The organism is Gemmatimonadota bacterium, from assembly GCA_009835325.1.
Classification (GTDB): domain Bacteria; phylum JAAXHH01; class JAAXHH01; order JAAXHH01; family JAAXHH01; genus JAAXHH01.
Genome location: VXWP01000012.1, coordinates 1 through 14,686, shown reverse-complemented (window position 1 = coordinate 14,686; position 14,686 = coordinate 1). Strand labels below are relative to the sequence as shown.

Genomic DNA, 14,686 nt, shown 5'->3' with positions numbered 1-14,686 from the left:
TTCATCTTCTTCTGGCGCGAGGCGAAAGGCAGTCGGCGGGAACTGAAGGAGTATATCCGGGAAGAATTAACAAAGATCGACACGAAATTCGACCGGTTCGAGGACAACATATGGGAACGATTTGAAAAGGTTGACGCAGAATTTGACAAGGTTGACGCGAAGTTCGATCGGCTGGAAGACCATATCCGGGAAGATGCCAGGAAAGTAGACGCCCGTTTCGACCGGCTCGAGCGCATTTTGCTTGAACAGGGGCAGTAGACGCCCAACATGCAACGCCCGGCCCTGTTCATCGCGGTGTGCTTTGTCATCGGCATCCTGCTGGGACACCGCGTCGCCGTATCGCCTGTCCTTTTCGCGCTGGGAGCAATGGCGGTCATCGCAGCGGGTTACGCGCTCTGCCGGACCCGCGGAGCCGCTGCGCCATCCCTTCGGGTCTTCATGGCCCTGGGTCTCGTGTTCGCGGGCGCCTTCTGGTACGCGGTGCATGTGCGGGTCGTGCCCGCGAACGACATCCGGCGATTCTGCGACCAGCGGCAGCGGCATGCGCTGGCCGGGACGATCGTACGATCGCCCGATGCGAGAGACCGTTTCACCCTGGTCACGGTGGATGTGGACTCCATCTCGCTGGGCGTTGTCGGCTGGGCTTCATCGGAGTCGCCTGGCATGTCGACCGCCACCGATCGGGCGGCACCCGTTTCGGGGCGCCTGCAGGTCCGCCTGAACAGCGATATCGATCCCGGTGTGTACGGCGACCGCGTCCTCGTATCGGGACGCCTGCGCAGCCCTCAACCCGCCCGGAACCCCGGCGGGTTCGACGCGCGGACCTACTACGCGAGCCGGGGAGTGCATGCGCTGATGAGCGTGCGCGATGAGGCGGGCTATCGCGTGACGCGGCGCAACACGTCCTTCACCTGGCAGACCGGGGTCATCGACCCGCTGCGCAACAGTATCGACCGGTCCATCGACCAGACCATGCGGGGCGACTCCGCCGCCCTGCTGAAAGGCATCCTGCTGGGCGCGCGACGGCAGTTGCCCGAGGACCTGCTCGACACCTTCAGGACGATCGGCCTGGCCCACATCCTGGCCGTATCCGGACTGCATGTCGGCCTGATCACGCTGGTGATTTACACGCTGCTGTCCGTATTGAGACTACCGAGGAACATCGTCGTCGCCGGCACGCTGGGCGTCCTGGTGCTCTACGCTTTCATCACAAACCTGACGCCGTCGGTCATCCGGGCCACGATCATGGCGGCGCTGTTCCTGGCGGGCCGCCAGCTGGACCGGCAGACCGATACCGTCAACATCCTGGCCGTGGCGGCCATCGTCATTCTCCTGATCTGGCCCTCGGCCCTTTTCGACCTGAGTTTCCAGCTTTCCTTCCTGGCGACCTACGCCATCATCACGGGATATCCGAGGATGAAGGAACTGCTCCCCGAACGGATTTCCCGGTCGGAGAAATGGTGGGCCCGGTGGCTACGGGACGGGCTGCTGGTCTCGGTCGCGGCGCAACTGGGCGCGCTGCCCGTGGTGGCGGGTACGTTCTACCAGGTTTCCTGGATGTCGGCGGTGGCGAATCTCTTCATCGGGCCGCTGGTGTTCCTGAATACGACCTTTGGCGTGCTCACCGCCCTGACCGGCCCCCTGGCCATCGAAATCGCCCGGCTATTCAGCGCCGTCAACGCACTGGTCCTGTACGCCATGATCCATCTCTCGAAGGCCTTCTCCGGCGCACCGTCCGCGCTCGTCGAGGTGCCGGCGCCTTCCACCCTCTTCTTCGCATCCTTCTACGGCGCGGGGTTGTTGCTGCTCTGGAAACCGGATGGGTCTCGGGGACGGCGGACCCGGCGGACGCGGCACGGACTGCTGGTCCTTTGCCTCCTGGTCTTCTGTTACAACCTGCTGCCCGACCGGTCGCTGAGGATCACCGTCCTCGACGTTGGTCAGGGGGATGCCATTTTCATTGCCTGTCCCAACGGGCACACCCTCCTGGTCGACGGCGGCGCCCGTACGCCCTTCTACGACGCAGGCACCCGCGTCATCCTGCCCTTCATGCGTGCTAAGGGATACCGCCGCGTGGATACGATCATCGTCACCCATCCCGACCTGGACCACTATGGCGGACTCCGGGCCGTCGTGGAGTCCGTCGAAGTGGGCGAGGTCCTTTCGAGCGGCGTCGGTTCGGAGTCCGGTTCCTACCGGGCGTGGCGCGAGGCCGTAGACCGGCACGGCATCCCGTACCGCGCGGTTGCTAAGGGGGACACTCTGTCGGCGCTGGGTGGCGTGCGCGGCCTGTTTCTCCATCCGGACCCCCTGTTCCTGTCCGGCACGGCGAAGCTCAACTCCAACGAGGTGTCCGTGGTCCTGCGCCTGTCTCTTGGGGAGTTCAGCATGCTGTTGACCGGTGACATCGAGGAAAAAGGCGAGGCCGCGACCGTCCGCCGGCCGTCCATGCTGAAAAGCACGGTGCTCAAATCACCCCATCACGGAAGCAAATCGTCGAGCGGATCAGCCTTCCTGAACGCCGTCGACCCGGAGGCGGTGGCCGTTTCCGCCGGCATGTACAACAACTTTGGTCATCCTGCGCCCGAGGTCATCGAGCGGTACAGGCGGCGGGGAGCCGAGGTGTTTCGAACGGACGAGGGCGGCGCGGTCATGATCCGCAGCAACGGCCGGTACTGGGACATGGCGCACTTTGCGCCGCCAGCACCCATCGGCCCTACACCCCGCCAAGTGGTGGATGGGTTTCTCTTGACAGGAAAATCCCCTCTTTCTATATTCCGATAGCACACATAAGTCATTATCAAACATATATTTAACCTCTATTTCTACACCCTTTGCTTACCCGGTCCGTGATGATTAGTACCGCCCGTCTGCTCATGGCGTTTCTGCTGCTCTCCGCGGTGGAAATTCCTCCCCCTTCACATGCCCAGGGCGCAACCGCCCAGGACGGCGCCGCCCAAGACGACGCTTTCGAAGAAGCGATCGAGGAAGGCCGTGCGGCGCACCAGCGCTACGTGGATCGGATCGAGGAACTCCAGGCGGAGGTCACGAGGCAGAACGCCCGCCTGCGTAACGCCGGGGCCGGCAATCCGGAGGAGCAGACGCGGCGCAACGAGACGATCCTGGCGCTGGCGCGGCTTCACGCGTCCATCGGACAGTACGGGCAGGCCGTCGAACTCCTGAAGAGCGAGGTGGAGCAGGCGGACACGACCGGAGCCGCGGGTACGACGGCAGGTACGGGCGCGCCTGGAGCCGCGGGCACGATGGCCGACACCGCCGAAATGCGCGCGTTACTCGGCAGACTGCTAATGCGCCTGGGACGGCATGACGAGGCGGAGGCCGTGCTTGCCGCCGCCCGGTCTAGCCGGGGCGGACCGGCGCTGGTGACCGTTCGGCTCGCGGAGGTGTATTTCACGACGGGCAGGACCGAGGAAGGCTTCGAACTGTGCCGCGAAGTCCTGAGGGACACGGGAACGCAAGGACCGCCGAACGCACCGAACCTGATGGCCGCAGGGCTCGCCGCGCGGTACCTGGAGCTTTCTCACGAGGCCAACTCTTTTCTGGCCGCCGCGACCCGCTTCGACGACGAGTACCTCGATGCCTACGTAGCGTGGGGTCGCCTCTTCCTCGACAAGCACAACCGCGCGGAAGCGACCGGGATCTTCGAGGACGCGCTGAAGATCGACTCCGGATATCCGCTCGCGCTGATCGGCCTGGCCGAGGCGCTTGCGGAGAAACAGCCGTTGCCGGCGGAGGCCATTGTACGGAAGGCGCTCGCGATCAACCCGGCGCTCATGGAAGGACGCCATTTTCTCGCGGGTCTCCACCTCACGGACGAGGCCTACGATGATGCGATCGGCCAACTGGACCAGGCCCTGGAGGTCAACCCGAGATCACCCGGGACCCATGCCCTCCTGGCGGCCGCTTACCACGGCCAGGGCCGCCAGGCCGATTTCGAGGCCGCCCGGCAGCGTGTCCTGGACATCAACCCTTCCTACGGGCGGCTGTACGAAATCATCGCGAACCATCTTACGCGGCGCTACCGGTTCCGGGAGTCCGTGGAGATGGGCCGGCGGGCGATCGAGACCGACCCCGCGCTCTGGTCGGCCTATGCCGGGCTGGGGATCAGCCTGACCCGGGTCGGCGAGATGGCCGAGGCCCGCCGGATGCTGGAACAGGCCTTCGACCGGGACCCCTTCGACACCCGGACCTACAACACGCTGGAGCTGCTCGACGCCTTCGAGGAGTTCGAGACCCGGGAAAGCGGCCCGTTTATCCTGAAGATCCACCGGGACGAAGACGCCGTGTACGGAAATCTGGCCATCGATCTCCTCGAAGAAGCCCACCGGACGATCGCGCCGCGGTACGGTTTCACGCCCAATGGACCCGTGCTCGTCGAGATGCTGCCGGACAACGACGACTTCATGGTGCGCATCGCCGGCGTGCCGGGAACGGGCGGCTTGCTGGGGGTCTGCTTCGGCGAAGTGGTGGTGGCGAATTCGCCCAGGGCCCGGCCGAAGGGGACGTTCAACTGGGGGCAGACGCTCTGGCACGAGTACATCCATGTCACCCATCTGCAGCAGACGCGCAACCGCATTCCCCGCTGGCTGGCGGAAGGCATCGCCGTCTACGAGACGCGTCTCGCCCGGCCGGAATGGGACATGGACCTTGAAGCGGAGTTCGTGGAAGCGGCGGCCCAGGGCGAACTGCTCGCCGTCAGCGAACTGAACCGGGGTTTCACCCGGCCGAAGTCACGGAACCAGATCGTCCTTTCCTACTACCAGGCCTCGATCGTCGTGGAATACATCGTGGACACCTTCGGATTCGAGGCGGTCAGGCACATGCTGGACCTGTACAACCGGAATCGAACCACCGCTGAAGTCGTTCGCGAGGTAACGGGCCGGTCCATGGAAGACTTCGACCGGGCATTCGCAGATTATACGGAGAAGCGGACCGCTGGACTCAGGCGCGTATTACAATTTAAGCCGCCGCGCGACGAGAAGCCGTCCATGGCCGAACTGGAGGCGATGGCGGCCGATCACCCCGAGAGTTTCTACGCCCACCTGATGCTGGGCCAGGCGTTGCACGGGCAGAAACGGTACGAGGAAGCCATCGCGCCGCTTGAGCGCGCCCGGACCCTCCACGCACACTATACCCATGCCGGCAACCCCCACGCGTTGCTGGCGGAAATCTACCTCGAACAGGGGAACACGGAAGCGGCGATGGAGGCCCTCGAGGCACTCACCGCCGTCGACGAGGACGACTTCGAGTCCTGCACTACGCTGGCCGGGCTTTACGCCGGGGAAGGCCGGCGCGGGGACGCCCTCCGCATCCTGGAACGGGCCGTCATGATCGACCCCTTCGACGCCGGGATCCGCAAGATGCGCGCCGGCTTGTACGAACGGGATGGTAGGCCGGACCTGGCCGTGCCGGAGTACGAAGCCGTGCTGGCGGTCGAGACCACCGACCGGGTGCAGGCGCAGTACGACCTGGCCCGCGCATACCTGGCGGCGGGAAGGAAGGACGACGCCAGGAAGGCCGCACTGAAAGCCCTGGAGGACGCGCCCGGTTTCGAAGCCGCCCAGGAAGTCCTGCTCCGGTCGCTGGAATGAACGCGCCGGCCTGCCCTGCCGCGCTCGGCCCGCGCTCGATCCACCAGCACCCCCTCCACTCGTATCGGCCCGGTTTTAACGTTGCGATTCGGGCCTTCTCAATTTATATTCATGCGGTTTGCTCCAACTGAACGCGGGTGACGCGCGAGCGCCTTCCCGCGGGGCCTCACCGCGAGCGCATCACCGCGGGCGCCTCACCGCGGTCCCCTTCGAGGGCTATCTTGCCGAAACGCACCGACATCGAATCCATCCTGATCATCGGCTCCGGGCCGATCGTCATCGGACAGGCCTGCGAGTTCGACTATTCCGGCACCCAGGCCTGCAGGGCGCTCCGCGAAGAGGGCTACCGGGTCGTGCTGATCAACAGCAACCCGGCCACGATCATGACGGATCCGGACATGGCGGACCGGACCTACGTCGAACCCATCACCGCGGAATACGTGGAGAAGGTCATCCGGCGCGAGCGCCCCGACGTGCTGCTGCCCACGCTCGGGGGACAGACCGCGCTGAACGTCGCCGTCGAGCTCGCCGAGTCGGGCACACTGGACCGCTACGGGGTCGAACTCATCGGCGCCAAGCTCGAGGCGATCAAGATGGCGGAGGACCGGGAACTGTTCCAGCAGGCCATGGAGCGCATCGGCCTGGAGGTGCCCCGGGGCGGCTTCGCGCGGACCGTCGACGAGGCCTGGGAACTGGTGAAGAATACGGGCTTCCCCGCCATCATCCGACCGGCCTTCACCCTGGGCGGCGCCGGCGGGAGCATCGCGCGCAGCGAGTCGGAATACGCCGAGGCCGTCGAATGGGGCCTGTCCACCAGTCCCATCACCGAGGTGCTGATCGAGGAGTCGGTCATCGGCTGGAAGGAATACGAACTCGAGGTCATGCGCGACCTGGCCGACAACGTGGTCATCATCTGCTCCATCGAGAATTTCGACCCCATGGGCGTGCACACCGGCGACAGCATCACGGTCGCGCCTGCGCAGACCCTCACGGACAAGGAATACCAAGCGCTTAGGGACGCCTCGATCAAGGTGATCCGGGAAATCGGCGTGGAGACGGGCGGATCGAACATCCAGTTCGCCGTCAGCCCGGAGGACGGCCGCATCCTGGCCATCGAGATGAACCCGCGCGTGTCCCGCAGCTCGGCTCTGGCTTCCAAGGCCACGGGCTTCCCCATTGCCAAGATCGCCGCGAAACTGGCCGTAGGTTACACGCTGGACGAGATCCCGAACGACATTACCCGGGAAACCCCGGCGTCCTTCGAGCCCACCATCGACTACGTGGTGGTGAAAATCCCGCGGTGGGCATTCGAGAAATTTCCCAACGCCGACACCCAGCTCGGCACGCAGATGAAGTCGGTGGGCGAGACCATGGCCATCGGCCGGACCTTCAAGGAAGCGGTCCAGAAAGGGCTCAGGGGCCTGGAGATCGACCGCCACGGCCTCGGCGCGGACGGGAAGGACGCGGTGGACGGCGTGCTGGACGATCTCAGGGAGCAGATGACCCGGCCCACGGCGGAGCGCATCTTCCAGATCAAGACCGCCCTCCAGCTCGGCATGCCCGTCGACGAGATCTATGCGCTTACCGGCGTCGATCCCTGGTTCCTGCACAACCTGAGGGACATCGTCGATCTCGAGGGCGAAATCGGCGCGCACCGGAACGGGTCCATGCCCCGGAACCTGCTGCACAAGGCCAAGCAGGCCGGTTTCTCCGACATGCAGATCGCCCACCTGACCGGCAGCGACGAGCGGTCGGTCCGCGCACGGCGCATCGAGGCGCGCGTGGATGCCGTGTTCAAGACCGTCGACACCTGCGCGGCCGAGTTCGAGGCCATGACGCCCTACTACTATTCGACCTACGAGACCGAGAACGAGACCCGGCCCAAGACGCGGAAGACGATTATGATCCTGGGCGGCGGGCCGAACCGCATCGGCCAGGGGATCGAGTTCGACTACTGCTGCGTGCAGGCGGTCATGGCGCTGAAGGAGGACGGATACGAGACGATCATGGTCAACAGCAACCCGGAGACCGTGAGCACCGATTACGACATCTCGGACCGGCTGTTCTTCGAGCCCCTCACCTTTGAAGACGTGATGAACATCGTCGAGACGGAAAAGCCGGACGGCGTGATCGTCCAGTTCGGCGGTCAGACGCCCCTCAAGCTGGCCCTGCCGCTCGAGCGCGCGGGCGTGCCCATCATCGGCACCTCGCCCGACAGCATCGACCTGGCCGAGGACCGCAAGCGGTTCGGCGCCCTGACGAAGGCGCTGGGCATCCCCCATCCGCCCCACGGGACGGTCTTCTCCTTCGAAGAGGCCCGGGAGGTGGCGGGAGAGATCGGATACCCCGTGCTGGTGCGGCCTTCCTACGTCCTTGGCGGCCGCAACATGGCCCTGGTCTACGACGACGACTCCCTGCAAAGCTACATGCGGACCGCCGTCCACGTCTCCCCCGAGCATCCCATCCTCATCGACAAATTCCTCGAGGACGCCTTCGAGTACGACGTGGACGCCATCTCCGACGGGACGGACGTCGTCCTGGGCGGGATCATGGAACACATCGAGGAAGCGGGCATCCATTCCGGGGACAGCGCCTGCGTGCTGCCGCCCTACATGGTCGAGCCCATGCATATCGACACCATGAGGAACTACACCCACGCCCTGGCGAGAAGCCTCAAGGTCGTCGGCCTGATCAACGTGCAGTACGCCATCAAGAACGACGTCGTCTACGTGCTGGAGGTCAACCCACGCGCCTCGCGGACGATACCCTTCGTGTCCAAAGCCATCGGCGTGCCGCTGGCCCAGCTCGCGGCCCGGGTCATGGCCGGGAAGACGCTGCGCGAACTCGGCTTCACCGAGGAGATCATCCCGCCCTACGCCTCGGTGAAGGAGGTCGTGCTGCCCTTCGTCAAATTCGCGGGGTCGGACAGCCTGCTCGGACCCGAGATGAAGTCGACCGGCGAGGTCATGGGCATCTACGAAGAGCCGGGGATCGCCTTCGCCAAGGGGCAGAGCGCGGCGGGCGGCTCCCTGCCCCTGTCCGGCACCGTCCTGGTCAGCGTCAACGCCTTCGACCACGAAAACGTCGTGGCAATCGCCCGGGAGCTCCATATGCTGGGCTTCACGATCATGGCGACGAGCGGTACCGGCCGCACGCTGGAGGACGCCGGCCTGGCGGTGGTCCGGGTCAACAAGGTCTGGGAAGGCGAACCGCACATCGTGGACCACATCCGGCGGAGCGACATCCAACTCATCATCAACACGCCCCTGGGCAAGAGCGCGCGGGACGACGACTACATGATCCGCCGCGCGGCCATCGAGGCGAACATCCCATGCATCACCACGCTCTCGGCGGCCTGGTCCGCGGTCAAGGCCATCCAGGCGCTCAAGAACGAGGGCCGCGAGATCTCGGTGAAGAGCCTGCAGGAATGGCACGAGACGTTGAAAGAAGCGAGGGTTTGACCATGCAGACGGTAGACGGCGGCGAACTGGCCTCGGGCGTACTGGCTCCAAAGGGGTTCCTGGCCAACACGGCGGGCTGCGGCATCAACAGTCCGAAGGGCAGCCGCAAGGACCTGGTGGTGATCGACGCGGGCGGGACCGCCTCCGCGGCGGGGGTGTTCACCACGAACCGGGTGCGGGCCGCGCCGGTGATCCTTTCGGAAGACCATCTGCAGACCGGCATGGCGCGGGCCGTCGTGATCAACAGCGGCAACGCCAACGCGTGCAACGGGGAACCCGGCATGGCGGACGCCCGGGAGATGGCCGCCCTGGTGGCCAAAGGGCTGTCCGTGCCCGCGAGCGAGATCCTCGTCGCGTCCACCGGGGTCATCGGACGGCCCTTGCCCATGGACGTGATCCGCGATGGCATCCGGGAAGCGCTGGAGCGGCAGCCGCTGGGGCCGGACCCGGACGCCGCCGAGTCGATCATGACGACCGACACGGTGCCCAAGACCTGCGCAGTGCGGTGTGACCTCGACGGTTGGGCCGTGACAGTTGGCGGTATCGCCAAGGGCGCGGGCATGATCTGCCCGTACATGGCCACGATGATCGGCGTGGTCACGACGGACGCCGCCATTGCGCCGGGCGCCCTCAAGTCGGCCCTCCGACGGGCGGTCGGCAAGTCCTTCAACTGCATTACCGTCGACGGGGACATGAGCACGAACGACACCGTATTCATCCTGGCCAACGGCGCCGCGGGCAACCCGGTGATCACGCAGCCCGAAGGGGACGCCTTCGAGCGGTTCGCCGAGGCGCTGGAGCACGTCTGTACCGACCTGGCGAAGAAGATCGCCCGGGACGGCGAAGGCGCGACCAAACTCGTGGAGATCCTCGTGCGGGGCGCCCGGTCGGACGAGGACGCCCGGACGATCGGCATGAGCGTGGCGAATTCCGCCCTCGTGAAGACGGCCATCTACGGCCACGATCCCAACTGGGGCCGGATCCTCTGCGCCGTCGGGTACGCGGCCGCCGAATCGGACCCGGACACGATCGACCTGTTCCTCTGCGGCCACCAGTTGACCCGGGACGGACGGGGGCTCCCTCTCGACGAGCCGACGATGCGGGAAGCCCTTTCCGCCAGTGAAATACCCGTTGAAATCGATCTCAGGCTGGGAGACGGCGCTGCGACGGTATGGACCTGCGACATGTCCCACGAATACGTGACCGTGAACGCGGAATATACCACCTGATACACCACCAACGATTTCACGCGGCCTTGCGGGCCGCCACCACGGAAGACGTCTCATGAAACCACGATTTAAACCTGGTCCTTTTTCGGCCGGCAACGTGCAGCACACGGTCCGCGACGCTTCACGGTCGGACTCCACCAGGCACGGTCCGGTCTTCACCGCCGCGCTGTGCACGATCTTCACTGCCGCGCTCTGGGGAATGGTCCTTTACGGCGTAACCTCCGTTTCCCCGGCCGCCGCCCAGTCGGAATCCGTGTCAATCACGGCGGACCCCGGACCGGTGCCGGTGGAGGAACTGGCGGAAAGGCGGGAACGGATACGCAGAGGCATGGGCAGCGGGATCATGATCCTCTTCGGGGCGGAACCCAAGGTATTCAGCAACGATGTGAACTATCCCTACCGGCAGGAAAGCAACCTCTTCTACCTGACCGGCATCAGCCAGCCCGGCGCAACGCTTGTGCTGCTGCCCGGGAATCGAAGCCAGAAGGAAATCCTATTCCTCCCCAGGCGGGACCCCGCACGGGAAATCTGGACCGGCCACATGATCGGGGTGGAAGAAGCCCGGCAACGGACCGGGATCGCCCATGTATGGCCGATCGAGGAGTTCGACGCCTTTGTGGAGACCGTCCTCCACGGATCGGCCTATGAAAAACGTCCGTCCGATGACGAAGGGGACTACCGGGCCATTGGCGAATCCGTCGAGAACGGAACGCCCGTGGCCGTCTGGCTCCTGGCCGACGCCAGTTCCAGGTACGGCAGCCGGTATCCCCGGGCCCTCCGGTTCGCCTCGGAGGCCGCCCGTTTTCCCGCCGCCCGGGTACGGCTGGCCTCCGGCTTGTTCCGGGACCTGCGCGTCGTCAAATCGGACTGGGAGCTGCAGCGGCTGCAACGCGCCGTCGACATCACCCGCCTTGCGCAGCGCGCCATCATGCGCAGGGCAAGCGGACCGGGCGGACAGGGTGGTCCAGGCGGACCGCTGAACGAATCCGTACTCGACGGTATCATTCTTTCCATTTATCGCGCCCACGGCGCGCACTGGGGTTTCCCGTCCATCGTGGCCTCGGGGCCCAACGCCACGACCCTGCACTACGAGGAAAACAACCGGGAGATCGCAAGCGGAGAACTCGTCCTGGCCGATATCGGCGCGGCCGTCGGATACTACACGGCCGACGTCACGCGGACGTTCCCGGTCGGCGGGGTCTTCGCGGATGCCCAGCGAGAAGTGTACGAGGTCGTCCTCGACGCCCATGCCCGGGGCGTCGCCGCCGTCCGGCCGGGCATGACCATGCGCAGGGTCCATGAAGTGGCGCGGAAGGTGATCGCGGACGGACTCCTGAAACTGGGGCTGATCACGAGTACGTCGGGCAACCAGTACCGCATGTGGTACATGCACGGCACGAGCCACTGGATCGGGCTGGACGTCCATGACGTGGGCGGCAGGGACATGCCCTTCAGGCCGGGCATGGTGATCACGGTGGAACCGGGCATCTACGTCCGGGAGGACACGCTGGAGAACCTGGACGACACCCCGCGGAACCGGGCGCTGATCGAGGCGATACGGCCCGCCTTCGAGCGGTACCGGAATATCGGGGTGCGAATCGAAGACGACGTGCTGGTGACCGAAGACGGACACCGCGTGCTGTCGGAAGGGACGCCCCGGTCGATCGAAGAAATCGAAGCCTTCATGGCGCAACCCGCTCCTTGAAGGCCCGTCCGATAACCGGGCGCTCACCCACAGACGGCCGGCAAACCGTATCTACGATTTCCGGTATGGACAAATGAACATGACAGCGGACCGAATGCTCACCGTGGAGGAGGCTCAGGAGATCGTGCTGGAATCGGTCTCCGTCTCGGGCGTCGAGCGCGTACCGCTGTCCGAGAGCCAGGACCGGGTGCTCGCCGAAGACGTGGCGCCCAGGTTCGACGTGCCTCCCCAGGACAACTCATCCGTCGATGGCTACGCCGTCAGGGCCGAAGACACCTCGGGCGCATCCGAGGAAGCTCCCCGCCGCCTCGAGGTCCTCGAAGAGATCCCAGCGGGCACCGTTCCCGCCGCGCACGTGGTTCCCGGCAAGTCTTCCCGCATCATGACCGGCGCCTTCCTCCCCGGAGGCGCGGACGCCGTCGTCATGGTGGAGAACACCAGGCAGCATGCGGATGGCGTGGAGATCCTGAAGGCGGTGAAGCCGGGCCAGAACGTACGCTACCGGGGGGAAGACGTAAAACAGGGCCAGCGGGTTCTTTTCACAGGCGCCGAAATCGGTCCCGGTGAGATCGGCCTCCTGGCGGCCTTCCAACGGTCCCAGGTCGCGGTACGCAGGCGTCCGGCCGTGGCCATCCTTTCCACGGGCGACGAGGTCGTCGAAATCGACGAGCGGCTCGTACCGGGAAAGATCGTCAACAGCAACAGCTATTCCCTGGCCGCGCTTGTGCGGGAATGCAATGGCCGGCCGGTCAACCTGGGCATCGCCCGGGACAGCGAAGCGGAGATCGCGAAGGCCATACGGTCGGCGTTGAGCGCGGATATCGTCCTTTCCACCGGCGGCGTTTCCGTGGGCGACTACGACTACGTTAAAAAAGTGCTGGAAGACCTCGGCGCGGACATGAGATTCTGGCGGGTGAAGATGAAGCCGGGCAAGCCCCTCGCCTACGGGCTGCTGCAGGGGAAGCCGTACTTCGGCCTGCCGGGCAATCCCGTTTCCTGCATGGTCTCCTTCCTCCTCTTCGCACGGCCCGCCATGCGGAAGATGATGGGCTACAGCCCCCATGACTGGCGCCTGCCCACGGTCAAGGCGGAACTCGAGAACGATCTGACGGCCGGCGGGGACCGGCGGCACTATCTGCGCGCCAGAATCACCTGTACCGAAGGCCGGTTCTACGCCTCGACCGCAGCGGGACAAGGGTCCGGCATGCTCAGTTCCATGACCGGGACCAACGGTCTCGTCGTCGTGGAAACGGGCGTAACCTCCGTGCCCCGCGGATCCGAGGTCCAGGTGCTGCTGATGGGCGCGGCCGAGCAGAATGCGACCGGCAAGTGCGCGGCCGGACAGGGTGTACTGTGAGGAACACGCGATGATCTCCGTTATCGAAGCCCGGGACGCGATTCTGGACCGGATCCGGCCGATCGGCGTAGAGCGCGTAGATATCGCCTCGGCGCGCGGCCGGGTACTGGCCGAAGACGTCCACGCCACGAGGAACCAGCCGCCCTGGGACAATTCGGCCATGGACGGCTACGCGGTGCGGTCCGCGGATACGGTACCGTCGTCGCCGGATTCCCCGGCGGAGCTGGAGATCGTCGAAGACCTTCCCGCCGGATACGTGGCCAAACGCTCCGTCGGACCGGGACAGGCGATACACATCATGACGGGCGCGCCGGTGCCCGAAGGCGCGGATACCATCGTCCGCGCCGAACGCTCGCTAAGGATCGATGCGCGCCGCGTAAGCATACTCCAGGCCGTGGAACCCGGAACGGACCTCCGCCGGGCCGGTGAAGACATCCGCGAAGGGGATCTCATCATCCCGTCCGGCATGCTGATCCGGCCGGCCGAAGTCGGCCTGCTGGCCTCTACCAACCGCTCCCACGTAACGGTCTACCGGCGGCCGCGGGTTGCCGTGCTGTCCACCGGCGACGAGATCGTCGACGTGGACGAACCCCTCGAGGACGGCAAGATCGTGGACAGCAACGGATACGCCCTTTCCGCACTGGTGGCGGACGCCGGCGGCATACCCCTGCGGCTGGGCATCATTCCCGATACCCAGGAAGCGCTCGAAGAGGCGCTGCGCGACGGACTCCTTGCGGACGCGGTCATCACCTCGGGCGGGGTCTCGGTGGGAGAATACGACTACGTCAAGGCCGCCCTCGAGGCCGTCGGCACCTCCATGGCCTTCTGGAAGGTGTCCATGACGCCAGGTCGCCCCCTCGCCTTCGGTTCAATTGACGACACCATCGTTTTCGGCCTGCCCGGCAACCCGGTAGCCTCCATGGTTACCTTCGAGCTCTTCATGCGTCCCGCCCTGCTCAAGATGCAGGGATACACCCGCATCTACCGCCCCACGATCAAGGCCCGCCTCCTGGAAGACTTGACGAAATCGCTCGGACGCAAACAGTTCATTCGCGTGACCCTCCAGAAGCGGGGAGATCAATACTTCGCATCGCGTACCGGTGCGCAGGGCTCCGGCATTCTGAGATCCATGTCCATCGCCGACGGGTTGGCCGTAAGTCACGAAGATCAGGAATTCATGCCGGCCGGCCAGGAAATCGAGGTCATGTTACTTGGGGGTTACAGCGGGCTCTCGGCTGATCGTAACTACTGATATTTACTCAAGTTACGGAATTTTAAAATTCGCTTCACAATTGCGTATATTATTATGTATATCCGTATTC

7 protein-coding genes are annotated in these 14,686 nt (G+C 65.2%); all 7 read left to right on the top strand.

Annotated features, from left to right (window positions below; translation table 11 throughout):
- Positions 1-267 precede the first annotated feature (267 nt).
- The 7 genes from F4Z81_01360 to F4Z81_01330 all read left to right on the top strand — a co-directional run bounded on the left by F4Z81_01360 (position 268) and on the right by F4Z81_01330 (position 14,616).
- Positions 268-2,784: a DNA internalization-related competence protein ComEC/Rec2 gene (locus F4Z81_01360; protein ID MXW03693.1), complete on the top strand. Its 2,517-nt coding sequence runs from the start codon at positions 268-270 to the stop codon at positions 2,782-2,784.
- Positions 2,785-2,852: 68 nt separating this feature from the next.
- Positions 2,853-5,612, top strand: a complete 2,760-nt coding sequence (locus tag F4Z81_01355; GenBank protein ID MXW03692.1) for a tetratricopeptide repeat protein — start codon at positions 2,853-2,855, stop codon at positions 5,610-5,612.
- A 221-nt stretch (positions 5,613-5,833) separates the two neighbouring features.
- Positions 5,834-9,073: a carbamoyl-phosphate synthase large subunit gene (gene carB / locus F4Z81_01350; GenBank protein ID MXW03691.1), complete on the top strand. Its 3,240-nt coding sequence runs from the start codon at positions 5,834-5,836 to the stop codon at positions 9,071-9,073.
- A 2-nt stretch (positions 9,074-9,075) separates the two neighbouring features.
- Positions 9,076-10,302: a bifunctional glutamate N-acetyltransferase/amino-acid acetyltransferase ArgJ gene (gene argJ, locus F4Z81_01345; protein MXW03690.1), complete on the top strand. Its 1,227-nt coding sequence runs from the start codon at positions 9,076-9,078 to the stop codon at positions 10,300-10,302.
- Positions 10,303-10,357: 55 nt separating this feature from the next.
- Positions 10,358-12,007, top strand: coding sequence for an aminopeptidase P family protein (locus F4Z81_01340; GenBank protein ID MXW03689.1), 1,650 nt, complete (start codon positions 10,358-10,360; stop codon positions 12,005-12,007).
- Positions 12,008-12,080: 73 nt separating this feature from the next.
- Positions 12,081-13,364 carry a molybdopterin molybdotransferase MoeA gene (locus tag F4Z81_01335; GenBank protein MXW03688.1) on the top strand — a complete coding sequence of 428 codons (1,284 nt, stop codon included), beginning with the start codon at positions 12,081-12,083 and terminating at the stop codon, positions 13,362-13,364.
- The gene (locus F4Z81_01330) at positions 13,324-14,616 is read left to right on the top strand and encodes a molybdopterin molybdotransferase MoeA (GenBank protein ID MXW03687.1); all 1,293 of its coding nucleotides are present in this window, start codon (positions 13,324-13,326) and stop codon (positions 14,614-14,616) included. The genes F4Z81_01335 and F4Z81_01330 overlap by 41 nt, the downstream gene beginning before the upstream one ends.
- Positions 14,617-14,686 lie beyond the last annotated feature (70 nt).

What these genes read in the sequence shown, in the direction of transcription:
- F4Z81_01360 (MXW03693.1), top strand. Translation starts at nt 268, where the DNA reads ATGCAACGCCCGGCCCTGTTCATCGCGGTGTGCTTTGTCATCGGCATC.
- F4Z81_01340 (MXW03689.1), top strand. Translation starts at nt 10,358, where the DNA reads ATGAAACCACGATTTAAACCTGGTCCTTTTTCGGCCGGCAACGTGCAG.
- F4Z81_01355 (MXW03692.1), top strand. Translation starts at nt 2,853, where the DNA reads ATGATTAGTACCGCCCGTCTGCTCATGGCGTTTCTGCTGCTCTCCGCG.
- argJ (MXW03690.1), top strand. Translation starts at nt 9,076, where the DNA reads ATGCAGACGGTAGACGGCGGCGAACTGGCCTCGGGCGTACTGGCTCCA.
- F4Z81_01335 (MXW03688.1), top strand. Translation starts at nt 12,081, where the DNA reads ATGAACATGACAGCGGACCGAATGCTCACCGTGGAGGAGGCTCAGGAG.
- F4Z81_01330 (MXW03687.1), top strand. Translation starts at nt 13,324, where the DNA reads ATGCGACCGGCAAGTGCGCGGCCGGACAGGGTGTACTGTGAGGAACAC.